Origin of the sequence: Sphingomonas sp. (assembly GCF_013812825.1) — a bacterium.
GTDB lineage: Bacteria > Pseudomonadota > Alphaproteobacteria > Sphingomonadales > Sphingomonadaceae > Sphingomicrobium.
Map to the genome: position 1 here is coordinate 1 of NZ_JACCSU010000026.1, position 24409 is coordinate 24409.

The 24409-nt window shown below is 68.3% G+C and carries 21 protein-coding genes; 19 read left to right on the forward strand and 2 right to left on the reverse strand.

Annotated features, from left to right (window positions below; translation table 11 throughout):
- Nucleotides 1-292: 292 nt before the first annotated feature.
- The 18 genes from H0T81_RS03170 (at nucleotide 293) to H0T81_RS03255 (ending at nucleotide 21635) form a co-directional block, all read left to right on the forward strand.
- A complete protein-coding gene (locus H0T81_RS03170) occupies nucleotides 293-844 on the forward strand; it encodes a division/cell wall cluster transcriptional repressor MraZ (RefSeq protein WP_294009682.1) in 552 nt (183 codons plus the stop codon).
- Nucleotides 841-1917, forward strand: a complete 1077-nt coding sequence (rsmH, locus tag H0T81_RS03175; RefSeq protein WP_294009684.1) for a 16S rRNA (cytosine(1402)-N(4))-methyltransferase RsmH — start codon at nucleotides 841-843, stop codon at nucleotides 1915-1917. Before H0T81_RS03170 ends, rsmH begins: the two co-directional genes overlap by 4 nt.
- A complete protein-coding gene (locus H0T81_RS03180; protein WP_294009688.1) occupies nucleotides 1914-2711 on the forward strand; it encodes a hypothetical protein in 798 nt (265 codons plus the stop codon). Before rsmH ends, H0T81_RS03180 begins: the two co-directional genes overlap by 4 nt.
- Before the next feature lie 80 nt (nucleotides 2712-2791).
- On the forward strand, nucleotides 2792-4408 hold the full coding sequence (locus H0T81_RS03185) for a penicillin-binding protein 2 (RefSeq protein WP_294009691.1): 1617 nt from the start codon (nucleotides 2792-2794) through the stop codon (nucleotides 4406-4408).
- Between the two features lie 4 nt (nucleotides 4409-4412).
- Complete coding sequence (locus H0T81_RS03190) at nucleotides 4413-5828, forward strand: UDP-N-acetylmuramoyl-L-alanyl-D-glutamate--2,6-diaminopimelate ligase (protein WP_294009694.1); 1416 nt, start codon at nucleotides 4413-4415, stop codon at nucleotides 5826-5828.
- The gene (murF, locus tag H0T81_RS03195) at nucleotides 5825-7228 is read left to right on the forward strand and encodes a UDP-N-acetylmuramoyl-tripeptide--D-alanyl-D-alanine ligase (RefSeq protein ID WP_294009697.1); all 1404 of its coding nucleotides are present in this window, start codon (nucleotides 5825-5827) and stop codon (nucleotides 7226-7228) included. The genes H0T81_RS03190 and murF overlap by 4 nt, the downstream gene beginning before the upstream one ends.
- Complete coding sequence (mraY, locus tag H0T81_RS03200) at nucleotides 7216-8286, forward strand: phospho-N-acetylmuramoyl-pentapeptide-transferase (protein ID WP_294009700.1); 1071 nt, start codon at nucleotides 7216-7218, stop codon at nucleotides 8284-8286. Before murF ends, mraY begins: the two co-directional genes overlap by 13 nt.
- Entirely contained in the window at nucleotides 8283-9635 is a 1353-nt protein-coding gene (murD, locus tag H0T81_RS03205) for a UDP-N-acetylmuramoyl-L-alanine--D-glutamate ligase (RefSeq protein ID WP_294009702.1), read from the forward strand. Before mraY ends, murD begins: the two co-directional genes overlap by 4 nt.
- A complete protein-coding gene (locus H0T81_RS03210; protein ID WP_294009705.1) occupies nucleotides 9632-10852 on the forward strand; it encodes a putative peptidoglycan glycosyltransferase FtsW in 1221 nt (406 codons plus the stop codon). The genes murD and H0T81_RS03210 overlap by 4 nt, the downstream gene beginning before the upstream one ends.
- Nucleotides 10853-10856: 4 nt before the next feature.
- A complete protein-coding gene (gene murG / locus H0T81_RS03215; protein ID WP_294009708.1) occupies nucleotides 10857-12023 on the forward strand; it encodes an undecaprenyldiphospho-muramoylpentapeptide beta-N-acetylglucosaminyltransferase in 1167 nt (388 codons plus the stop codon).
- 31 nt (nucleotides 12024-12054) lie between these two features.
- A complete protein-coding gene (murC, locus tag H0T81_RS03220; protein WP_294009711.1) occupies nucleotides 12055-13500 on the forward strand; it encodes a UDP-N-acetylmuramate--L-alanine ligase in 1446 nt (481 codons plus the stop codon).
- A complete protein-coding gene (murB, locus tag H0T81_RS03225; RefSeq protein ID WP_294009714.1) occupies nucleotides 13497-14393 on the forward strand; it encodes a UDP-N-acetylmuramate dehydrogenase in 897 nt (298 codons plus the stop codon). The genes murC and murB overlap by 4 nt, the downstream gene beginning before the upstream one ends.
- Before the next feature lie 8 nt (nucleotides 14394-14401).
- Nucleotides 14402-15337 (forward strand): D-alanine--D-alanine ligase, encoded by a 936-nt coding sequence (locus tag H0T81_RS03230; protein ID WP_294009716.1) that lies wholly within the window; start codon nucleotides 14402-14404, stop codon nucleotides 15335-15337.
- Nucleotides 15334-16227: a cell division protein FtsQ/DivIB gene (locus H0T81_RS03235; RefSeq protein WP_294009718.1), complete on the forward strand. Its 894-nt coding sequence runs from the start codon at nucleotides 15334-15336 to the stop codon at nucleotides 16225-16227. The genes H0T81_RS03230 and H0T81_RS03235 overlap by 4 nt, the downstream gene beginning before the upstream one ends.
- Nucleotides 16228-16237: 10 nt before the next feature.
- On the forward strand, nucleotides 16238-17494 hold the full coding sequence (ftsA, locus tag H0T81_RS03240) for a cell division protein FtsA (RefSeq protein WP_294009720.1): 1257 nt from the start codon (nucleotides 16238-16240) through the stop codon (nucleotides 17492-17494).
- Between the two features lie 173 nt (nucleotides 17495-17667).
- Nucleotides 17668-19050, forward strand: coding sequence for a cell division protein FtsZ (ftsZ, locus tag H0T81_RS03245; protein WP_294009722.1), 1383 nt, complete (start codon nucleotides 17668-17670; stop codon nucleotides 19048-19050).
- A 108-nt stretch (nucleotides 19051-19158) separates the two neighbouring features.
- On the forward strand, nucleotides 19159-20436 hold the full coding sequence (locus H0T81_RS03250; protein WP_294009724.1) for a hypothetical protein: 1278 nt from the start codon (nucleotides 19159-19161) through the stop codon (nucleotides 20434-20436).
- The gene (locus H0T81_RS03255; protein WP_294009726.1) at nucleotides 20433-21635 is read left to right on the forward strand and encodes a deoxyguanosinetriphosphate triphosphohydrolase; all 1203 of its coding nucleotides are present in this window, start codon (nucleotides 20433-20435) and stop codon (nucleotides 21633-21635) included. The genes H0T81_RS03250 and H0T81_RS03255 overlap by 4 nt, the downstream gene beginning before the upstream one ends.
- Here H0T81_RS03255 and H0T81_RS03260 read toward each other — a convergent pair.
- Nucleotides 21632-22351 (reverse strand): CDP-alcohol phosphatidyltransferase family protein, encoded by a 720-nt coding sequence (locus H0T81_RS03260; RefSeq protein ID WP_294009729.1) that lies wholly within the window; start codon nucleotides 22349-22351, stop codon nucleotides 21632-21634. The two genes, H0T81_RS03255 and H0T81_RS03260, sit on opposite strands and share 4 nt — an antisense overlap.
- 105 nt (nucleotides 22352-22456) lie before the next feature.
- On the opposite strand from H0T81_RS03260, the gene H0T81_RS03265 reads away from it, so the two are divergent.
- Nucleotides 22457-23905, forward strand: coding sequence for a phospholipase D-like domain-containing protein (locus tag H0T81_RS03265; protein WP_294009732.1), 1449 nt, complete (start codon nucleotides 22457-22459; stop codon nucleotides 23903-23905).
- Between the two features lie 48 nt (nucleotides 23906-23953).
- Here H0T81_RS03265 and H0T81_RS03270 read toward each other — a convergent pair whose 3' ends face one another.
- A complete protein-coding gene (locus H0T81_RS03270; protein ID WP_294009734.1) occupies nucleotides 23954-24319 on the reverse strand; it encodes a WGxxGxxG family protein in 366 nt (121 codons plus the stop codon).
- Between the last annotated feature and the right edge of the window lie 90 nt (nucleotides 24320-24409).

Sequence of the window (24409 nt, forward strand, 5' to 3'; positions counted from 1 at the left end):
CAACCTGAGTGCAATTATGGCGGAGCTGGCCGCGATCGACCGCTGATTCGGCTCGCCCCGACCGAGTCGCAAAGGCGAATCGATGCGCACAGACTTATCCACAGTGGAGACAATGAAGAACAGGTGAGGAACAACCCCAAGATCTGACGCGAAAAACCCGCGTTAATCCGCCGCTTTCCATGAATTCCCATGAAGTGGCATCAAAACCCATTGTATCCCGCGCATGGTTGAGTTACCAACATCGTCTGTAGCGCGGGGGAAGACCCATCCAATTCTACCCTGACGCGGGAACGTGGCGGTCAATCCGCGCGCCCGTGAACGGATCCCGTTGCGCTGCGAACGGGGAGTGGTCGTGGCGCTTGAGCATCTGTTCCAGGGCAGCGCGCTGAACGCGGTCGACGGCAAGGGCCGCGTCTCCGTTCCCGCCTTTTTGCGCGGCGTCATCGAGCGCCGCGGCGATGCCCGGAGCATCGTCCTCGCCGCCCACGAATCCTTCCCCTGCCTCAGCGCCTACGACCCCGCCTACGCGGCATTGAAGCACGGCAAGCTCGAGCGGCTGCTCGAAAAGGAAGAGACCAGCCCCGACGCCCAGCTCGAATATCAGCAACGCAATCTGATGGCCTTCGCCGCCACCGAGGAAGTGCCCTACGACAGCTCCGGCCGCATCGTCCTGCCGCCGATGATGCGCCGCAAGGGTTCGCTCGAGGACCTCGCGCTGTTCCTCGGCGCCGGCGAGACCTTCCAGATCTGGAACCCGGCGCTGTTCCTCGAGGATGCCCGCATCCCCGAGGACATGAAGGACATCGCGCGCTACCGGCTCGAGGAGAGGGGGCTTGGCGCATGACGCGCTCTTCCTCCGGTCCCCGCTCAAGCTCCTCGCACGTGCCGGTGCTGCTCGATGAAGTCGTCCAGGCGCTCGCCATTGCCCGTGGCGAGACTTTGGTCGACGGGACTTTCGGGGCGGGCGGCTACACGGCCGCCATGCTTGCGGCGGGGGCGGGGCGAGTGATCGGCTTCGACCGCGATCCGGATGCGATCGCGCAAGGGCCGACACTCGTTCCGGACGCCATTAGCTCGGGGCGTCTGACCCTGATCGAAGAGCGCTTTTCGCAAATGGACCGGGTGCTGGCGGAGCGCGGCATCGGCCTGGTCGACGGCATCGCGCTCGATATCGGCGTGTCGTCGATGCAGATCGACACCGCCGCGCGCGGTTTTTCGTTCCAGTCCGACGGCCCGCTCGACATGCGCATGTCGAAGTCGGGGCTGACCGCGGCGGAATTCCTCAACCAGGCCGACGAGGCCGAGATCGCGCGCATCCTCAAGGATTATGGCGAGGAGCCGCGGGCCCGCGCCGTCGCCCGTGCGATCGCTGCCGCGCGGCCGATCGAGCGCACCGCCGAACTCGCCGCGATCGTCCGCCGCGCCGCCGGCTTCCGCCCCGGGCAACGGACCGATCCCGCGACCCGCACTTTCCAGGCGATCCGGATTCACCTGAACGCCGAGCTCGACGAATTGGAGGACGGCCTCGCCGCCGCCGAGCGGGCGCTTAAGCCCGGCGGACGGCTTGCGGTAGTCACCTTCCACAGCCTCGAGGACCGGATCGTCAAGCGCTTCCTGCGGGCACGCAGCGGAGCGACCCCGGCCGGCTCGCGCCACCGCCCGGTCCTCACCGATCCGGCCCAGCCGACATTCGAGCGGGTCGCCAAGCCGGTCTCGCCGTCCGAGCGCGAGATGGCCGCGAACCCGCGCGCGAGGTCGGCCCGCCTGAGGAGCGCGGTGCGGACCGCCGCGCCCGCGTGGCAGTCCGGAAAGGCGCTCGAGGGCGGAAAGGCCTTCGAGGGCGGAAAGGCCTTCGAGGGCGGAAAGGCCTTCGAGGGCGGGAAGGCCTTCGAGGGCGGAAAGGAGCACTTGCAATGAGCGGTCGGAGCTTCCGTTCGGTGTTCATGGTCGCGAGCTGCGCCGGAGCCGCGCTTGGCTGCTATTTGGTTTCGCTGCGGGTCGCTTCCGAACGCGCCGCGCTCGAGCATGTCGAAACCCGGATCGTGCTCGCCCAGCGCGACATCAGGCTGTTGCAGACCGAGATCGGCACCCGCGGCCGGCTCGCCCAGCTCGAGCGCTGGAACGTCAAGGTGCTGGCGCTGTCGGCGCCGTCGGCCGACCAGTTCCTCGACGGCGGCTTCGCGCTCGCCAGGCTGGTCGCTCCGCAGGACAAGGTCGATCTCGACGCTCCGGTGGTGCTCGCCGCGGCTCCCGCGAACGGGCCCAAGCCGCAGGTCGAAGGCCGGCAGCCGCAACCGGCGCCGCAAGGCGAAGGGGTTTCGGCCGGCGAGATGCTCCACGTCGCCAGCCTCAAGCGCGCGCTCCGGCCCGCCGAGAATGCGGTCGCCGCGCCGAGGGCGGAGCCCGAAAAGCCGATCCAAAAGCCCGCGGCTTCTGCGAAGGCCCCGGCGGCCAAAGTCCCGTCCGCGAAAACCGCCAAGGCTCCGCTCGCGACTGCCAAGCGGGCGACCGCTGAGCGCGAGCCGGCGACGACTTCAAAAGCCCCACCCACCAAAGTCGCCAAGGCTCCGCCCGCGAAAGCCAAGCCGGCGACGGCCGAGCGCAAGCCGTCGGCATCCGACCCGCTCGCGCCGCTCGCTTCCGCGGCCAAGCCGAAGAAGCTCGCTTCAACCACCAATGCCTCCGGCAAGGACTCCGGCTCGAAGCAATGAACGCGCCGACGTCCGCCCTCGTCGCCCAACGGCCTGAGCGGCTCCGCCTTGTCGGCCAAAGACGCCAAATCCTGGCCATAATGCACCAGCGGCTGATGTTCGGAATGCTGGTGTACGCCGGTGTGATTGCACTGATCGTCGCGCGGATCCTGTTCCTCGCGGCGTTCGGCGACCACGCCGGTCGCAAGGTCGGGATCACCGCGCTGATTCCGGAACGCGGCGACATCGTCGATCGCGATGGTCAGCCCCTGGCGCGGACCATTGATGCCTGGACCATCGGCATGCACCCGAACAAGGTGATCGGCGACAAGCTCGATATCGCCCGGGCGCTGGCTCGGCTGATGCCGGAGCGCGACGCGGCGACCTATCACGCGATGCTGCGTTCGGGCCGCAACTTCTTCTATCTGCGCCGCCGGGCGCCGCCCGAACTGGTCCAGGCGGTCAACGCATTGGGCGAGCCGGGGCTCTCGCTCGACCGCGAGCCCGACCGGCTCTACCCGCAGACGAGCCTCGCCGCGCACGTCATCGGCTACACCGATGTCGACGGCCGCGGCAACGCCGGCATCGAGCGCGCATTCGACGAGCGGCTGTCCGACCCCGCCACCCGCAGCGAGCCGCTGACCCTGTCGATCTCGAGCCGGCTGCAGCAGGCGCTCGAGCACGAGCTGCTGGCTGCGATGACCGAGTTCTCGGCGATCGGAGCGGCCGGCATCGTCATGGATATCCACACCGGCGAAGTGCTGGCGATGACCTCGCTTCCGCAGCTCAATCCCAACGCGGCCGGGCAGGGTTCGGAAGAGGCGCGGTTCAACCGGGCGACTCTCGGCATCTATGAGCTCGGCTCGACCTACAAACCCTTCACCGTCGCGATGGCGATGGACTCCGGAGTGATCAAGTCGCTCGGCCAGATCTACCATTGCCCGAACCAGCTGCAGGTCGCCGGCCGGACGATCAACGACACGCACCCCTTCGGCCGTTCGTGCACGGTCGCCGAGATCATGAAGGAAAGCTCCAACATCGGCACCGCGCAGATCGCCGCTCAGATTGGTTCCAGCCGGCAGCGTGAGTTCCTCGACAAGATGGGATTCCTGAGCCCGATCGCGATCGAGCTGAAGGAACGCGGGCGAACGCTCAACCCGGGCAAGAACTGGAACCAGATCGAGACGATGACCGTCGGCTACGGGCATGGAATCGCGGTCACTCCGCTCCACCTCGCGACCGGCTACGCGACCTTGTTCAACGGCGGCATCTACCGGCCCCCGACGCTGATCAAGGTCGACCGCACCCACCCGGTCAGCGCGGGCCGCCGGGTGTTCAGCGAGGACACCAGCTACAAGATGCGATCGCTGCTTCGGCTGGTGGTCACGCACGGCACCGGGCGCAAGGCGGACGCGCCGGGCTACCGGGTCGGCGGCAAGACCGGAAGCGCCGAAAAATATCACAACCGGTCGCTGATGGTGACCAGCTTTGCCGGCGTTTTCCCGATGGACGAACCCCGCTATGTGATCGTCGCCATGCTCGACGAACCCAAGGCGACCGCCAAGACCTACGGCTTCCGGACCGCCGGCTGGAACGTCGCCCCGGTGATCAGCCGAACCGTCAGCCGGATCGCGCCGATGCTCGAAGTTCGTCCCGACAAGAAGCGCGAGGCGAACCTCGCCGAGGTGCTGCCCTTCGTCAACGCGACGGAGCGCTGACACCGTGCGCCTTCGGGAGCTTGCCGGCGTCGAATCCGATTCCGAGGTCACCGGCTTTTCGATCGATCATCGCAAGGTCGCGCCGGGAAGCGTGTTCGGAGCGTTTAAAGGCCAGGTGTTCGACGGCGAGGACTTCATCGGCCAGGCCGTGACCCGCGGTGCGGTGGCGGTCGTCGCTCGGCCCGAGGCGAAGGTCGAGAAAGTGCCGCACCTCGCCGACGAGCAGCCGCGGCGTCTATTCGCCAGCCTCGCTGCGAAATTCTTCGCGCCGTACCCGGAGGTCGTGGTCGCGGTCACCGGCACCAACGGCAAGACCTCGACGGTCGAGATGACCCGGCAGATGTGGCGGATCAGCGGCCAGCGCTCGGCGTCGATCGGAACGCTCGGGGTCACCACGTCGGACGACCAGGTGAAGACCGGGCTGACGACCCCCGACATCGTCACCTTCCTGTCCAACATGGCCGGGCTCGAGCGGATGGGCATCAGCCATGTCGCCTACGAGGCGTCCAGCCATGGGCTCGACCAGCACCGCTGCGAAGGCGTCCGGCTCGCGGCCGCGGCGTTCACCAGTTTCAGCCGCGACCATCTCGACTACCACCCGTCGATGGACGCGTATTTCGAGGCCAAGATGCGGCTGTTCGACGAGCTGCTCCCGCCCGACGCGACCGCGGTGGTGTGGACCGACGATGCCAGGTCGGGCGAGGTGATGGAGCGGGTTCGCCGCCGCGGCAGCAGGCTGATGACGGTCGGCCGCGAGGGCGAGACGATCCGGTTGCTCGACCAGGTGCCCACCCCGCTCGGCCAGACGGTCTCGCTCAGCCACGGCGGCACGACCCACAAGCTCGCCCTGCCGTTGATCGGCGCTTACCAGGCGGCCAACGTGCTGGTCGCGGCCGGCCTGGTGATGGCGACCGGCACGAGCTTCGAGGCGGCGTTCTCGGCGATGCAGCGGGTGTCGCCGGTGCGCGGCCGCCTCGAGCGCGCGGTGATCAGCCGCGGCGGGGTGCCGGTCTACATCGATTACGCGCACACCGGCGACGCTCTCGAGGCGGCGATCGCGGCGTTGCGGCCGCACGTGGAAGGGCGGCTGATCACCGTGTTCGGAGCCGGCGGCGACCGCGACCAGGGCAAGCGGCCACAGATGGGAACGGTCGCGTCGCGATTGTCCGACCTGGTCATCGTCACCGACGATAATCCGCGCACCGAGGATCCGGCCAAGATCCGCGCCGAAGTGCTGGCCGGAGCGCCGGGCGCGAGCGAGATCGCCGGCCGCCGCGAAGCCATTGCCGAGGCGATCCGGATCGCCCGCTCGGGCGACATCGTGCTGGTCGCCGGCAAGGGTCACGAGCAGGGGCAGATCATCGGCGACCGGGTGCTTCCGTTCGACGATGTGGTGGTCGCCCGCGAGTGCGCGGCATGAGCGTCCTGTGGACATCGAGCGAGATCGCCGACGCGACCGGCGGCAGCGTTCACGGCGAATTTGAAGTCACGGGAGTCACCTTCGACAGCCGCGAAGTGCGGGCTGGCGACCTGTTCGTGGCGATGCCGGGGACGGTCCACGACGGCCATGAGTTCGTCGCCGGAGCGATCGCGGCGGGCGCCGCCGGGGCAATCGTGTCGCGGGCCATCGCCGCTCCGCACGTGCTCGTCGACGATACCGCGCGGGCGCTCGAAGCGCTCGGCCGGGCGGCGCGCCAGCGCTCGCGCGCAAGGATCGTCGCGGTCACCGGTTCGGTTGGCAAGACCAGCACCAAGGAGGCGATCTACGCGGGCCTCGAGCGCTGGCGGCGCGGCCGGGTCCACCGCTCGGTCAAGAGCTACAACAACCACACCGGAGTCCCGCTGAGCCTCGCCCGGATGCCGCGCGACTGCGACTTCGCCGTGCTCGAGCTGGGGATGAACAACGCCGGCGAGATCGCCGCTTTGACTCGGCTGGTTCGGCCGCATGTCGCGGTGATCACCGCGATCGCCCCGGCGCATATCGAGAACCTCCATTCGGAGGAGGCGATCGCCGACGCCAAGGCGGAGATCTTCCAGGGACTGGAGTCGTTTCCCGGCGACGAGTCGGGCGGGGTCGCGATCGTTCCCAACGACAGTCCGCACCGCGACCGTCTGGTCCAGGCGGCGCGCCGCCACGCGGACCGAATCATCACCTTCGGAGGCGGCGATGCCGATATTCATGCGGTTCACGCGGTCAGCTCGCACGGCGGCGGCAGCCTGATCACTGCGTCGCTGCTCGACTGCGACCTGACGTTCACGATTTCCCAGCGCGGCGACCATTGGGTGTCGAACGCTCTGGCGGCGCTGGCTGCGGTCGAGGCGGTCGGCGGCGACGTCGCCGCGGCCGGCCTGGGGCTGGCCGACATGTCCGCCCTGAAGGGCCGCGGCGAGCGCCATCGGGTCGCGGTCGAGGGCGGCGAGCTGCTGCTGATCGACGAGAGTTACAACGCCAACCCGGCGTCCGTGGCCGCGACTTTGAAGAGCCTTGGCTCCGAGGCCCACGTCGAGCGGCGGATCGCGGTGCTTGGGCCGATGCGCGAGCTCGGCAGCCATAGCGACGCACTCCACGCGGGCCTCGCTCCAGCGGTGATCGACGCTCGGGTCGACCGGTTGGTGCTGATCGGCGAGGAAATGCGGCCGCTGGCCGACGCGCTCGAGGGCCAGGTTCCGGTCGATCGGACAACGGGCGTCGACGAGGCGGCCGAAATTCTGCTGAGGATCGCCCGGCCCGGCGACGCGGTGCTGGTCAAGGCGTCCAATTCGGTCGGGCTTGCGAGGCTGGTCGAACGAGTGTCAGGGCTTCAGCCATGCTCTATGTGATTGCCGAAGAGCTCGGGTTTCCCGGCCTGCTCAACCTCATCCGCTACATCAGCTTCCGGGCCGGGGCGGCGAGCGCGACCGCGCTGGCGATCGGCCTTCTACTCGGTCCGTGGTTCATCTCCTATCTGCGAACCCGCCAGGGGAAGGGCCAGCCGATCCGCTCCGACGGGCCGCAGAGCCACCTCGCCAAGAGCGGCACTCCGACCATGGGCGGCCTTCTGATCCTGATTTCGGTCTCGGTCTCGGTGCTGCTGTGGATGGACCTCAGGAACCCCTATGTGTGGGCGTGCCTGCTGGTCACGGCGGGCTTCGGGTTGATCGGGTTCCTCGATGATTACGACAAGCTCAAGAAAGCGCACCACGCCGGGCTTTCGGGACGGATGCGCCTCGCGCTGGAGTTCCTGATCGCCGGCTTCGCCACCTGGCTGATCGTCCAGGCCGGCAATACCCACCTCTACGTGCCGTTCGTCCAGGGTCCGGTGGTCGACCTCGGCTGGTTCTACGTCGCCTTCGGCGCCTTCGTGATCGTTGCGTTCGGCAATGCGGTGAACCTGACCGACGGGCTCGACGGGCTGGCGACGATGCCGGTGATTATCGCCTCGATCGCCTTCCTGCTGATCGCTTATCTGGTCGGCAACGCGCGCTTCGCCGAATATCTCGGAATTCCGCATTTGCTCGGGGTCGGCGATTTGACCGTGCTGTGCCTGGCGATCGTCGGCGCGGGGCTCGCGTTCCTGTGGTTCAACGCGCCGCCCGCCGCGGTCTTCATGGGCGACACCGGCAGCCTGGCGCTCGGCGGGGCGCTGGGCGCGGTCGCGGTCGCCACCCACCACGAGTTTGCGCTGGTGATCGTCGGCGGGCTGTTCGTCCTCGAGGCGGCCTCGGTGGTGATCCAGGTGATGGTCTACAAGCGCACCGGCAAGCGGATCTTCCGGATGGCGCCGATCCACCACCACTTCGAGCACATCGGCTGGTCGGAGCCGACCATCGTCATCCGCTTCTGGATCGTCAGCTTCGTGCTGGCTCTGGCGGGCCTCAGCACGCTGAAGCTGAGGTGATCACCGCTCGCGCCTTCGCCGGGAAGCACTACGCGGTGTACGGGCTCGCGCGCTCGGGGCTGGCGACCGCCGAGGCATTGCTGGCGAGCGGTGCGAAGGTGACGGCTTGGGATGCCAGCGCGGACGCTCGGGCCAAGGCGCCGGCGGGCGCGGAGCTAGCGGACCTCGACGCCGCCGACCTGAGCCAGTTCGACAGCCTGGTGGTGTCGCCCGGCGTGCCGCTCAACCGCCACCCGATCGCGAAGCGGGCGCGCGAGGCGGGGGTCGAGATCATCGGCGACATCGAGCTGTTCGCCCGCGCCCGGCCCGAGCTTCCAGAGCACAAGGTGGTCGGGATCACCGGCACCAACGGCAAGTCGACGACCACCGCGCTCGTCCATCACATCCTGCAGACCGCCGGCGTGCCCAGCGCGATGGGCGGCAACATCGGCCTGCCGATCCTCGCGCAGGACCCGCTCCTGGAAGGCGGGGTCTATGTGCTGGAACTATCGAGCTACCAGCTCGACCTGACGCAAAGCCTCGATTGCGACGTCGCCGTGCTGCTCAACATCACCCCCGATCATCTGGATCGCTATGACAGCTTCGAGGCTTATGCGGCGTCAAAGCTTCGGCTGTTCGAGATGCAGTCGCCTGAATGCGCCGCGGTTGTTGTTGCCGAATCCGATCTCACTAGTAGCATCGCTGAAAAACTCGGTGGCCGCGCAGCCTTAGTGCGAACCACTGGAGGCTGGACAGCCGAGGGTGTTTCGATCGCTAAGGCGGGAGTCATTAGACGCCAGCCTCGGCTCAATTTAGATGGCGAGCGGCTGACCGAGACCAATTGGCCGGCGTTACAGGGTCCGCACAACATGCAGAATGCTGCAGCTGCGATAGCCGCGGTGGATGCTGCCGTCGGAATGTGGCCATCGGAGGCAGAAGCCCTCCGCACATTCCCCGGACTGCCGCACCGCATGGAGCGGGTCGCCGAGCGCAACGGCGTGATTTTCGTCAACGACAGCAAGGCCACCAACCCGACCGCGGCGGCGCCGGCGCTGGCGGCGTTCCCGGCGATCCGCTGGATCTGCGGCGGCCAGGCGAAGAGCGACGATCTCGACGAATGCGAGCCGCACTTCGGCCATGTCCGCTCGGCCTACACCATCGGCGAGGCGGCCGAGCTGTTCGAGCGGCTGTTGAAGCCGCACATGCCGGTGAAAAATTGTCGCGAGCTTGAGGTCGCGGTGAAAGCCGCCGCAGATGATGCCCAGGCAGGGGACACGGTGCTGCTTTCGCCGGCGTGCGCGAGCTTCGACCAGTTCAGGGATTTCGAGGAGCGCGGCGACAAGTTCCGCCAAGTTGTGGGGGCGTTATGAGCACAAGCCTGTCCGGACGGATCAAGGCCAGCGCCGCATGGGCCGACCCGAACCGCTACGGCCGGTCGGACCGGTCGGCGGCGGGGCGCTGGTTCTGGGAAATCGACCGGGTGCTGCTGCTTCTGGTCAGCGTCCTGATCGGCATCGGCCTGATCGCGGTCGCGGCGGCCTCGCCGGCCGCGGCGACACGCTATTCGGGCGGCTCGGTCCAGTTCGGCGAGCTCTATTATTTCTACCGCCAGATCGCCTGGATCGCGGTCGGAGTGCCGGTGATGATCGCCATCTCGATGTTGTCGCGGGAGCGGGCGCGGCGGCTGTCGCTGTTCGGAGCCGCATTCTTTTTCGTGCTTCTGATCTTCGTTCCGGTGCTCGGCCCCGAGATCAACGGCGCCAAGCGCTGGATCGACATCGGTGTCGGGCAATTGCAGCCCTCGGAGTTCTTGAAGCCTTTCTACGTGGTGGCGATGGCCTGGCTGCTGTCCTTGCGCGAAGGCGACAAATCGCTGCCGGTGTTCGCTCTGTCGGCGCTGGTCACCGGCGGGGTCGCGGTGCTGCTGATGCAGCAGCCCGATTTCGGGAGCACGATCATCTTCGGCTGCGTGTGGATCGCGATGCTGGCGCTGGCGGGGATCAGCCTGCGGGCGATCGGCGGGCTCGGAATCGCGGTGATCGTCGGCGTGGTGATCGCCTATTTCACCTACGACGTCGCGACCGCGCGCATCGACGGCTTCCTGTTCGGCGAGGGCGACACCTTCCAGACCGACAATGCGATGCGCACGCTGACCGCCGGCGGGCTGTTCGGCATGGGCCCGGGCGGCGGCACCCGCAAGTTCGGCCTACCCGAGCCGCACACCGACTACATCTTCTCGGTGATCGGCGAGGAGTTCGGGCTGATCGCCTGCCTGGCGATCGCGCTCCTCTATTTGACCATCGTCGTCCGGGTGCTGATCAAGCTGCTCGACGAGGATTCGACCTTCGCCATTCTCGCCGCGGCGGGGCTGGTGATCACCTTCGGGTTGCAGGCGATGATCAACATGGCGGTCAACGTCCAGATCGCGCCGTCCAAGGGCATGACCCTGCCGTTCATTAGCTATGGCGGAAGCTCGATGCTGGCGCTGTCGATCGGCATGGGTTTGCTGCTCGCTTTCACCCGCCGAAACCCGTATCTCACCCGCTCGCCCTACGTCGTCAAATGGAGCGGGGATTTTCCGCAATGAAGCCATGGCCGGGATGAACTTCGTTCTCGCCGCCGGGGGGACCGGCGGACACATGATCCCAGCCCATGCCCTTGCCGCCGAGCTCAAGTCCCGCGGCCATGGGGTGATGCTGATCACCGACGAGCGCGGCGCCCGCTTCCCGGGCCTGTTCGACAAGGTGCCGGTGCATATCCTCCCGGCCGGGCGGCTGGGCGGCGGGCCGATCGGCTGGCTCAAGGCGCTGAGCTCGGTCATTGCCGGGCGCGGCGAGGCGCGCGGCCTCTACCGCAACCACCGGCCCGACGCGGTCGTCGGCTTCGGCGGCTATCCGGCCTTCCCGTCGCTGCTTGCCGCGTCGTCGATGCGGATCCCGAGCCTGCTCCACGAGCAGAATGCGGTGCTCGGGCGGGTCAACCGGCTGCTGGCCGGCGACGCGGCGGCGATCGCCACCGCGTTCGAGCGGGTCGAGCGCCTGAAGCCGCGCCACAAGGACAAGATCGTGGTGGTCGGCAACCCGGTCCGCGAGGAGATCGCGCGGCTCGGCGAAATGCCGTTCCCGGCGTTCGACGAGGTCGCTCCGCTGAAGATCCTGATCACCGGCGGAAGCCAGGGCGCGACCGTTCTCGGCACGGTCGTCCCCGAGGGGCTGGGACTGCTCAAGCCGTCGCTTCGCCGCCGCCTGCAAATCATCCAGCAGTGCCGCGCCGACGACATCGAGCGGGTTCGGGCGCGCTACGCCGAGCTCGGCATCCCGGCCGAGCTGATGACCTATATCGAGGACATGGCCGACAAGCTCGCCGAAGCGCATCTGGTGATCGGCCGAGCCGGAGCCTCGACCGTCGCCGAGCTGACCGCCGCCGGGCGGCCGGCGATCCTGATCCCGTTCCCGTCGGCCACCGACGACCACCAGACCGTCAACGCGCGCGAGATGACCAGGGCGGGCGGAGCTCGGACGATCCCGCAGACCGATTTCACGCCGCCGGTCCTGGCTCGGCAGATCGAGGCGATGGCCGCCGATCCGCTGGCGCTCGCCAACGCCGCCGCCCGGTCGCTGTCGGTCGGTCGCCCGCACGCGGCTCGCGACCTTGCCGACCTGGCCGAGCGGATCGGAGGCGGCCTGGCGCCGCTTCTGGTCGGCTCGTCGCTGACTCCGCGCAGCCGCCCCGCCTTTGCCGGTGGAGTCCCGGCATGAGGGCGGCGCCTGTGAAAAGACGCCTTCAAAAATGAAGGCTTTCGGGACCGACGTCGGGACGATCCACTTCGTCGGCATCGGCGGCATCGGAATGTCCGGGATCGCCGAAGTGATGCACCAGCTCGGCTACAAGGTGCAGGGCTCCGACATCGCCGAGAATTATGTGATCGAGAAGCTGCGCAAGGCCGGGATCCCGGTCACCATCGGCCACAGCGCCGACAATCTCGGCGAGGCGGCGGTGGTCGTCTGTTCGAGTGCGATCAAGGACGGCAATCCGGAGGTCGACGCGGCGGCGGAGCGGCGGCTGCCCCGGGTCCGCCGCGCCGAGATGCTCGCCGAGCTGATGCGGATGCAAAAGACCATCGCGGTCGCCGGAACCCACGGCAAGACGACGACGACCTCGATGATCGCCGCGATGCTCGACGCCGGCGGGCTCGACCCGACGGTGATCAACGGCGGGATCATCAACCGCTACGGCTCCAACGCGAGGCTCGGAAAGAGCGACTGGATGGTCGTCGAGGCCGACGAAAGCGACGGCAGCTTCCTGCGGCTCGACGGGACCATCGCGGTCGTCACCAACGTCGATCCCGAGCATGTCGAGCATTACGGCAGCTTCGACCGGGTCAAGGACGCGTTCGTCGAGTTCATCGAGAACGTGCCGTTCTACGGGCTGGCGGTGCTGTGCGTCGACCATCCCGAAGTGCAGACTTTGCTCAGCCGAATCCGCGACCGCCGAGTGGTGACTTACGGTTTCTCGGCGCTCGCCGACCTGCGCGCCGACAATGTCGCTCCGCGCGACGGCGGCACCCGATTTGACGCCGTCGTCCTGCAGCGCGACGGATCGCGGCGGACGATCGAGGCGATCCAGCTGCCGATGCCGGGCCGGCACAATGTCCAGAACGCCTTGGCCGCGATTGCCGTCGCGATCGAGCTCGGGATCGACGACGACAAGATCGTCGAGGGGTTCGAGCGGTTCGAGGGCGTCAAGCGCCGCTTCACCCGCGTCGGCGAGGTCGGCGGAGCGGTGATCATCGACGATTACGCCCACCACCCGGTCGAAATCCGGGCGGTCCTGGCCGCCGCCCGCGAGAGCGCCCAGAGCCTGTTGGAGGACGCTGATGGAGCAACCGGGGCCAGGGTCATCGCGGTGATGCAGCCCCACCGTTACACGCGTCTGCAAGCGCTGATGGACGACTTCCAAAGCGCCTTCAACGACGCCGACATCGTCCTGGTGGCGCCGGTTTACGCGGCCGGCGAGGAGCCGATCGAGGGCGTCGATTCCACCGCCCTGGTCGAGGGCCTGCGCGCCCGCGGGCACCGGATGGTCAAGCTGGTCGACAACGCCGAGGAGCTCGCCGAGAGCTTGCGCGACCTGGCCGCCGAGGGCGATCTGATCATCTGCATGGGCGCCGGGGACATCACCAAATGGGCGGCCGGGCTGGCCGACGGCATCGGGAAAGCGAGAGCGTCGAAATGAGCGACGTCGCCGAGATGCCGAAGGTCCGCGGCCGGCTGACCAAGGAGGCGCCGCTGGCGCCGCTGGTGTGGTTCAAGAGCGGCGGCAATGCCGAATGGCTGTTCGAGCCGGCCGAGGCCGACGACCTCGCCGAATTCCTGCGCGGTCTCGATCCCGACGTGCCGGTGATGGCGCTGGGGCTTGGCTCGAACCTGATCGTCCGCGACGGCGGGGTGCCGGGCGTCGTCGTCCGGCTCGGCAAGGCGTTCGCAAGCATCGAGCAATTGGACGACACGCGGCTGCGCTGCGGCGGCGGGGCGAGCGGGATCCTGGTCTCGTCGAGTGCGCGCGACGCCGGGATCGCCGGCCTCGAGTTCCTGCGCGGAATCCCCGGCACGGTCGGCGGCTTCGTGCGGATGAACGGCGGCGCCTATGGCCGTGAGGTGCAGGATATCCTGGTCTCGGCGACGCTCGTATCGCGATCGGGCGAGATCGAGGAATGGCCGCTGGAGAAGCTCGGCTACCGCTACCGCCACAGCCAAGTGCCGCAAGGGGCGGTGGTGGTCGGAGCGACCTTCCGCGGAATGCGCGGCGATCCGGCGGCAATCGGCGCCGAGATGGAGCGCATCGCCGCGGCGCGCGAGGAAGCGCAGCCGATCCGAAGCCGAACCGGCGGCTCGACCTTCAAGAACCCTCCGGGCCACAAGGCCTGGGCTCTGATCGATGCCGCCGGCTGCCGGGGAATGACTTTGGGCGGCGCCCAAGTCTCGGAAAAGCATTGCAATTTCCTGTTGAACCTAGGAAGCGCGACGAGCTCCGACATCGAGGCGCTGGGCGAAGAGGTCCGGCGTCGCGTGCGGGCGAAGACCAACATCTCACTCGAGTGGGAAATCCAGCGGATCGGCAGCGAGTGAACGGCACCGTGAACAGGGATTTGCACGTCGTCGTGCTGATGGGCGGCTGGTCGGCCGAGCGCGAGGTGTCGCTGTCCAGCGGCCGCGGCATCGTCGAGGCGTTGCGCGAGCGCGGCTGGTCCAACGTCACCGAGATCGACATGGACCGCAACGTCGCCCAGCTGATCACTGCGGTTCGGCCCGACGTCGTGTTCAACGCGCTGCACGGGACTCCGGGCGAGGACGGGACCGTCCAGGGGATGCTCGACCTGATGCAGGTCCCCTACACCCACAGCGGGCTCGAGACGTCGGTGATCGCGATCGACAAGGAGCTGACCAAGAAGGTGCTGGTGCCGCACGGCATCCGCATGCCGGCCGGCGAGATGGTCGAGAGCGAGAGCCTGTTCGCCGCCGATCCGATGGCCCGGCCGTATGTGCTGAAGCCGGTCAACGAGGGCTCGTCGGTCGGAGTCGCGATCGTGACCGCCGACGGCAATTACGGCAATCCCATCGGCCGCGACGTTCCCGGCCCCTGGCACGAGTTCGACGAGCTTCTCGCCGAGCCGTTCATTCGCGGCCGCGAGCTCACCGTCGCCGTCCTCAACGATGAGCCGCTGGCCGTGACCGAGCTCAAGCCCAAGGCCGGCTTCTATGACTATGCGGCGAAGTACACCGACGGCCTCACCGAGCATATCTGCCCGGCCCAGGTGCCGGACGAGGTGGCGCGCTCGATGATGGACATGGCGGCAAAGGCGCACCGGCTGCTGGGCTGCAAGGGCGCGTCGCGGTCGGATTTCCGCTGGGACGACGAGGCTGGCGAGGCCGGCGTCTATCTGCTCGAGGTCAACACCCAGCCGGGCATGACTCCGCTGAGCCTGGTGCCCGAACAGGCCAGGTATCGAGGCATCGACTACGGCGAGCTGGTCGAGCGGCTGATCGCCGAGGCCCTGGAGGGGCGCGAATGACCGCCGCGCACGTCCGACGCGGTGGCCCCGCCCGCCCCAAGCAGCGCAAGGCCAAGCCGAAGCGGGGCGCCGGCAAGGCTGGTCAGGCACGCGCCAACCGATTGGCGGGGCTCGCGTTTAGCGCGTTCCTGCTGGCGATGGGGGTGGTGGTGGTGATCGCGCTCGACATCCCGTCGAAGGCGGCGACCTCGACGGGGGCGGCGATCGGCCGAGCGGGCTTCACCGTCAGCGGCTACCGGATCGTCGGCCTCAACCGGATGAACCGGGCGCAGGTCGACGCGGTGATCGTCGACGAGCTTCGCCAGGCGTCGGAAAGCGCTGGGGGCTCGAAGCCCGCCCAGCCCCTGGTCGACGTCGCCGCGATCCGCAACCGGCTGCTGCAGTTCGGCTGGGTCAAGGACGCCCGGGTGTCGCGGCGCCTGCCCGATACTCTGGTGATCGACATCGTCGAGCGACGGCCGGAAGCGCTGTGGCAGGACAAGCAGCAGCTGGCGCTGATCGACGGCGATGGCGTGGTGCTCGACCGGGTGCGGGTCGACCAGATGCCGGACCTGCCGCTGTTGATCGGGCCCGGAGCCAACGCCCGCGCGCGCGATCTCGGCCGGCTGATGGATTTGGTTCCGACCCTCAAGCCGCAGCTGGCCTCGGCGACCTGGATCGGGCGGCGCCGCTGGGACCTCGCGTTCCAGACCGGCGAGACGGTCGCACTGCCGGAAGACGAAGGCGCGGCGCGCCAGGCGCTGACCAAGTTCGCCAAGGTCGACCGTTCGTCGGGCCTGCTCGGCCGCGGCCTGGTGCGGTTCGACCTGCGGGTTCCCGGCAAGATGACCGTCCGACTGCCGCGGGCGCCGGGCGAGGCGATCACTCCCGAAGCCGCGTCGGAAGGATAACGCCAGCACGATGTCGTCGCCCGCCGACACCAGGCTGATCGCCGCGCTCGACATCGGCTCGTCCAAGGTCAGCGCGCTGATCGTCACGTCCGACGACGACGGGCGGCTGCGCGTGCTCGGCACCGGCCAGCGCGAAAGCCGCGGCGTCAAGCGCGGCTACATCACCGACATGGAAGCGAGCGAATTCGCGGTCCGCGAGGCGGTCGAGCTCGCCGAGCGGATGTCGGGCGTGACCATCGACGAGGTGTGGGCGAGCTACGGCGCCGGCGGGCTGGTCAGCGACGTCGCCAATGTCGAGGTCGAGCTCGGCGGTCACCAGATCGAGCAGTCGGACATCGACCAATTGCTCGCCGGCGGCCGCAACGCGCTCGATCGCGGCGGCCAGGTCGTGCTCCACGCCCACCCCGCGCTCTACACCATCGACGGAGTCGAGGGCGTCAAGCACCCAACCGGACTCCACGCCGACCGGCTCGGGGTCGACATCCACGTCGTCGCCGCCGATCCGGCGCCGCTTCGGAACATCGATTACGTGATCCGCTCGGCGCATTTGGGGGTCAAGGCGATCGTCGCCTCGCCGGTCGCCGCGGCGATCGCCTGCCTGACCGAGGAGGAACGCGAACTGGGCGTCGCCTTGGTCGAGCTCGGCGCCGAAGTCACCAACGTCTCGCTCCACGCCGGCGGAATGCTGGTCGGGCTGCGCTCGATCGCATTGGGCGCCAAGGACGTCACCGACGACATCGCCTGCGCGTTCGGGGTCCAGCGGCGCGACGCCGAGCGGCTCAAATGCTTTTACGGATCGGCGATGACCTCGCCACGCGACAATCACGAGATGATCGAGGCGACCCAGATCGGCGCCGAGGAAGACGCCGAGCCGACGCGGATCACCCGGGCGCAGCTGATGATGGTGATCCGCCAGCGGGTCGAGGAGCTGACCGCCCAGATCGAGGCGGCGCTCAAGGAGCTCGGCTTCACCGGCCCGGTCGGCCGGCAGGTGGTGCTAACCGGCGGCGGCGCGGAACTGAAGAACATCGCGGACTACATGCAGGGCGTTCTCGGCCGAGCCGTCCGGGTCGGCCGGCCGCGGACCATCACCGGGCTTCCCGACGCGCACAGCGGACCGGCTTTTTCGACGCTGGTCGGGTTGGCGTTTTTGGCCGGCTCGAGGAGCAGCGACATCCGCGACATCGCGCTCGGCACCGTCACCCAGAAAAAGCCCGCGACCGGCATGTTCGGCCGGCTGATCGACGCCATGCGCGGCGGCTTCTAGCTAGCATCCTTCTGCACCAGCACGGGACACTGAGTCTTCGGCGCAACTATTGTCCCCAATTTTTTGTTGTTCGGTGACGTTTTCGCTCGCGCGAGGAATCGTATAATGCAATGATTCACCCAGAAGGTTCAGCACCTTGCGCTTTTCTGGGGCTTCTTGAGGGGGTTTTGGTCATGAGCATCGATTTCGTCCGGCCTGAAGTCGACGAGCTTCGCCCGCGGATCAGCGTCATCGGAGTTGGAGGGGCGGGCGGCAACGCGGTCGCCAACATGATCGCCGCCGACGTCCAGGGAGTCGACTTCATCGTCGCCAACACCGACGCGCAGTCGCTCAATTCATCGAGCGCCGACCGCCGCATCCAGCTCGGCCTCAAGATCACCCAGGGCCTCGGGGCCGGATCGCGGCCCGAGATCGGCCGCGCCGCCGCCGAAGAGACTCTGGACGAGATCGAGCGCGCTCTCGAAGGCACGCACATGTGCTTCATCGCCGCCGGGATGGGCGGCGGCACTGGCACCGGCGCCGCGCCGGTGATCGCCAAGACGGCCCGCGACAAGGGCATCCTCACGGTCGGCGTCGTCACCAAGCCGTTCGCATTCGAAGGGGCTCGCCGCGGCCGTGCGGCCGATGCCGGCATCGACGAGCTCCAGCAGCACGTCGACACGCTGATCGTCATCCCCAACCAGAATCTGTTCCGGCTCGCCAACTCGGACACCACCTTCAAGGAAGCGTTCGAAATGGCCGACGAGGTGCTCCAGCAGGGCGTCCGCGGGATCACCGACTTGATGGTGATGCCGGGCCTCATCAACCTCGACTTCGCCGACGTCCGCTCGGTGATGGGCGAGATGGGCAAGGCGATGATGGGCACCGGCGAGGCGGTCGGCGACAACCGCGCCATCGAGGCCGCCGAGAAAGCGATCTCCAACCCGCTGCTCGACGGAGTCAGCATGAAGGGCGCCAAGGGCGTGATCATCTCGATCACCGGCGGCGAGGACATGCGGCTGATGGAGGTCGACGAAGCCGCGAGCCACATCAAGGAGCTGGTCGACCCGGACGCCAACATCATCTGGGGCTCGGCGTTCAACAACGATCTCGGCGGCAAGCTGCGCGTGTCGGTGGTCGCCACCGGTATCGAGGCCGAAACCGGCACCCAGGCGCAGCCCGGCAAGGTGTTCACCTTCCCGGCCTCGCGCACCACGGCCGCGACGGCCGCCGCGCCCGAGCTGCCGATCGCGAGCGACGAGGATCCGATGCCGCTCGAACTTCCGGCCGACGAGGACAGCGACGAGCTGGTGCTCGACTCCGAGGACATTTTGACCAGCCCGGTTTCGGGCGCACCGATCGCGCCGCCGATCGATGAGGATTTCGGCGCGGCCGAGGATCTTGCCGGTGAGCCCGAGCCGCCGAAACCGGCGCGCGAAAGCGGCACTTTGTTCGAGCGCATGTCGAACATCGCGCGTGGCGCCGCCAAGGCGCAGGGCGAGGACGAGGAGCCGAGCGGCTATCGTCCCGAGCCGATCGATATCCCGCGCTTCCTCAACCGGCAGAACAACCAGTAACCGTCCGTTCCGTCCGCAGCCCCGTCTCACCGCCGGGGCTGCACGGCTCGTCGCTGGCGAGCTAGCCATAAAGCTTTGCGCAAGCTCCTCTTCGCCATGACGTTCGCGATGGCCACCCATTCCACCCGCCGAGTTCGCGTCGCCGCGCTGATTCTCAGCCTGGTCGGGCTCGCGCTCGCCGCCTCGTCGGCGCCGGTGTCCGCGCAACCGGCCTGGCGCGAAACCCCGGCCGCGGCGCTCGACCGGCACATTCGAGTGCTGGCGTCATCGCCCAGGGACTTCCTCGCGCTGATCGGAGCCGGCAAGGCGGCGCTCGAACTCGGCGATCATCACGCGGCGGTCGGGTTTTTCGGGCGTGCCGACGAGACCTTCCCGTCGAGCCCGCTGCCGAAAGCGGGACTGGGCGCGGCGATGGTGTCCGACGGCGACGCCCATGGAGCGATGCGCTACTTCGAGCGCGCGCGGCAGCTCGGCGCGACCGCGGCGATGATGGGCGCCGACCGCGGCCTCGCCTACGATTTGACGGGCCGCCACTCGGATGCGCAGGCCGATTATCGAGCCGCGCTGGCCGGGCGCGACGCCGACGAGGCCCGGCGGCGGCTGGCTCTGAGCCTCGCGGTGACCGGCGACAAGGACGCTGCGCTCGCGACTCTGGCGCCGCTCATCGCCCGAGCCGACATGGGCGCCTACCGGTGCCGGGCGCTGGTGCTTGCGCTGTCGGGCGACGTCGACGGAGCGCGGCGCTCGCTCGACGCGGTGATGCCGGGCTCGTCGGTGCGGATGGCGCCGTTTTTCGCCAAGCTGCCCTCGCTCCGCTCGGACCAGAAGGCGGCCGCGGTCAATCTGGGCATCTTTCCCAACACCGGCCAGCCGAGCTACGCCTATGTCGCTCCGCCGCGAGTGACGGCGCCGGCGACGCAGCCGCGGCCCGCCCCGAGCCGGCCGGGGGCGAATGTCGCCGGCGCGATGCCGATGTCGGGCGACCGCCTCGCGACCATCGACAATGTGCTGCGGCCGAACGCGTCCGCGGCGCCGTCGCGGCCGACTCAAATTGCGAGCATCCCGCCGCAAAGCCGCCGTGCGCCAGACAGCTCGGCGGCAGCGATGGCCAGCCGGCCGCGGGTCTGGGTACAGCTCGCCAGCGGCAGCAACCCCGACGCTCTGCCGGACCAGTTCCGGCGAATGAAGAGCCGCCACCGCGAGCTTTTCGAAGGTATCAGCGGCTATGTCGCCGAAAGCGCCGACCGCTCCCGGTTGCTGATCGGGCCGTTCAGGAGCGCCACGGACGCCGACATTTTCGTTCAGGACCTTGAAAGCGTCCGAGTCGACGCGTTTAGCTGGACCAGCCCGCCCGGATCGATGATCAGGAAATTGCCCACCGAATGATGCTTCCCGAAACCTTGGCCGCGCACCCGCAACGATCGCGCGGCCGGGCCCATCCGGAGCATCACAACGGCTCGCGCAGCCCGCACGACGTCTTCCAGCGCGACGCGTTCTCCCGCGACGCCTTTTCCCGCGACAGGGACCGGATCATCCACTCGGTCGCCTTTCGCCGGCTCAGGCACAAGACGCAGGTGTTCATCGCCCCCGACGGCGATCATTTCCGGGTGCGGCTGACGCACAGCCTGGAAGTCGCCCAGATCGGCCGGACCATCGCTCGGGCGCTCGGCCTCAACGAGGACCTGACCGAGGCGTTGTGCCTGGCCCACGACCTCGGCCACCCGCCGTTCGGGCACGGCGGCGAGGACGCGCTGACCGCCGCGCTCGCCGACGCAAACGGCTTTGACCACAATGCGCACACCATCCGTATCGTCACCCGGCTCGAGACTCCCTACGCGGACTTCGACGGGCTCAACCTGAGCTGGGACATGCTCGAGGGCCTTGCCAAGCACAACGGTCCGGTGACGACGCCCAATTGGGCGATGGCCGAGGCCAATTCAGAATTCGACCTCGAGCTCGCCAGCTGGCCGGGACTCGAGGCGCAGGTCGCGGCGATCGCCGACGACATCGCCTACGACAATCACGACATCGACGACGGTCTTCGGGCCGGGATCCTCGAGCTCGACGAGCTGGTCGCGCTGCCGATCGCGGCGCGGCACTGGCGTGAGATCGGCGAGCGGCACCCGGACATTGCGCCCGACCGGCGGCAGCGGGCGCTGGTCCGCGACCAGATCGGGACGATGGTCGGCGACGTTCTCGACGAGACCCGGCGGCGGGTCACGGAGGCTGGGGTCGAGACGATCGCAGAGGTGCGCTCGGCGGGGCGCCCGCTGGTCGGCTTTTCGGCCGCGCTCGCTGAGGAGGAGCGGGCGCTCAAGGCGTTCCTCACCAACCGGCTGTACAATTCACCCGAGCTGGTGCCGGTGCGCAAGGAAGCCCAGCGGGTCGTCGCCAACCTCGCCGCCGCCTATCGGGCCGAGCCGAAGAGCTTGCCGGAGGCGTGGCGGACCGATGCCGACGAAGGCGGCGGCGAGACCGCTCAGCTGCGCCGGATCGGCGACTTCATCGCCGGGATGACCGACCGCTTCGCCATCGCCCGCCACGAGGAGCTGGTTGGCCCGGTCAACCTCCCCGACCGCTTCTAGCGGCCGCGAAGGCTGCGCAGCAGGCCCATCGCGAGCAGTGTCGCGGCGGTCGCGACGGAGACGGCCGAGATGGCGAAACGCACGGCCGCGCCCCAGTCGGGCCACAGCAAGGCGCAGGTCGCGACGATCCACAGGATCGCCACCGCCGGCAGCCAGACGCCATAGTCGCGGACCCGGAACGGGTGGGCGAAGTGGATCGGAGCGAAGGTCATGACGACGAACAGAACGACCACCGCGGCGCCGATCGTGGCTCCGGGCTGGAGGACGAAAAGATAGAAGGCGACCACGCTCCACAGCGCCGGGAAGCCGCGGAAATAGCCGTCGTCGGTCTTCATGTCGGTGCGAGCGAACACGTACAGCGATGAAACGAGGATCGCCGCCGCGAGCCACGGCGCCAGGCCGGCCGGAACCAGCTCGGCGCGCCAGATGAACAGCGCCGGCACGAACACATAGGTCAAATAGTCGATCACCAGGTCGAGCGTATCGCCGTCGATCCGCGGCACTCGTTCCTTGACCCGCGCCCAGCGGGCGAGCGAGCCGTCGACTCCGTCGACCACCCCGGAGAGCGCCAGCCATGCCAGCGCCAGCGTCCACCGCTGCTGCTCGACCGCGAGCAAGGCGAGCAGCGCGAGCACCGCCCCGCTGGCGGTGAATGCGTGCACCAGCCAGGCGGCGATCGCCGGTGGTGCTTTCGCGACGGGCTTGGCGCGGGCCATTGGAAGCGGACGGTAATGCAAGCGCGGTTATTGCGAAAGCTGCCGGTGGCCCTTCGAAGAAGAGCGCGGTATGGCCGCTCGAATAGCGTACCGGGGGGACCCTTGTTGCTTGATCCGGGGCGGAACTGTTGGCGGATCGAGCGAGCCGGGCGGGCGGCGCTGATCGTCGATGCGTGCGACTATTTCCATCTCGTGCGCAGGGCGATGATGGCGGCCGAAAAGCAGATCCTGCTGATCGGCTGGGATTTCGACACTCGAATCCTGCTCGACCACGAGGACGGCGACGATGCCCCGCCGACGCTCGGCTCCTTCATCTCCTGGCTGGCCAGGCACCGGCCGCAGGTCAAAGTGCACATCCTTCGCTGGGATTGGGGCGCGACCAAGCTGCTCGCTCGCGGGACCACCCTCTTCCGGCTGATCAACTGGGCGCGGACCCCGCAGATCAAATTCAAGCTCGACGGCGCCCACCCGCCGGGTGCGAGCCATCACCAGAAGATCGTCGTCATCGACGACCGGCTCGCGTTCTGCGGCGGGATCGACATGACCGCGACCCGTTGGGACACGCGCGAACATCGCGACGGCGACAAGCGGCGCCGACGGCCGACGACCGGGCGCCACTACCGGCCCTGGCACGACTCGACGATGGCGGTCGACGGGGCAGCGGCGCAAGCGCTCGGCGAACTCGCTCGCGACCGATGGAAGACGGCCGGCGGCGATCCCATCGAGGCGCCCAAGGTGGACAGCGACCCTTGGCCGGACGCGCTCGAGCCCCAGTTCCAGGACGTCGAAGTGGCAATCGCCCGCACCCGCGGCGAGCACAAGGACGCGTCCGAGGTGCGCGAGATCGAGGCGCTCTTCCTCGACGTGGTCGCCCGGGCGAGGCGTTACTTTTATGCCGAGAACCAGTTCTTCGCCTCGCGAGTGGTCGCCGAAGCGATCTGCGAGCGCCTGCAGGAGGCGGAAGGGCCGGAGTTCGTGATCCTTAACCCGAAGATCGTCGAAGGGTGGGTCGAGGAAGAGGTGATGAGCCCGGCGCGGGCCAAGCTCCTTCAGATGCTGTGGAAGGCGGACCGGCACGGCCGGCTGCGGGTCTACACTCCGGTCACGGCCAGCGGCTGCGACATTTACGTCCATTCGAAGATCACGATCGTCGACGGCGAGCTGCTTCGGGTCGGCTCGGCCAATTTGAACAACCGCTCGATGGGACTCGACAGCGAGTGCGACCTGCTGATCGATTGCGGCCGAGCGGCGAACGCCGGCGCATCGAGCCGGATCGGAGCGATCCTGTGTGACCTCCTCGCCGAGCATCTGGGAGTTGCCCCTAACGACGTTCGAAGTCGCTTCGAAGCAACCGGATCGCTGGTGGCGACGATCGAGGAATTACGCGGCCGCGGCCGAACCCTGGTCCCGCTGCACATCGAGGAACCGAACGCGCTCGAGGCCGCGATCGCCGAGCGCGAAGCTCTCGACCCCGAACGGCCGGGTGAGTATTTTGAGCCGACCGCGCGCCGCGGACTGCTGCGCCGGCTGCGTTCGCTGGTGTCCCGTACTTAATAGCGCCAGGTCGCACGTCCACTAGCCAAAGCGTGCGGCCTCAGCTGTTCAGCGGGTGTTGCGAGTGGTGTCGACGCGAACGTCGTCGTCGCGCCGCCTCATTCCCAGCAAGCCGGCAAGCCCGAGCAGCCCGAGCAAGCCCCAGGGAAACCCGTCGCCGTCATCGCGCTCGGTCTCGTTGAACATCGGCTCGGTGACGAGCGGATCGGTGGTGGTGGTGGTCGTCGCCAGCGGATCGTTGGCCAGCGGATCGGTGACGATCACATTGGTCGTGTCGTTCGCCAAGGGGTCGGCCGTCGCGTTCAGCGCCGGATCGGCTGTATTCACGGCGGTGTTTTCCTGAGCGAATGCGGTGGAGCTCATCGCGACCAATGCCGCGGCGGCGCACGCCTGGGTGATGGAAAGCTTCGACATGGATTCCTCCTGTTGGCGGCTTTGCAAAGCCGCGACTGGGCAACGGACCAACGGCTCCCGCGTTCCGTTTTTCCGAGTTCGGGTGACCGT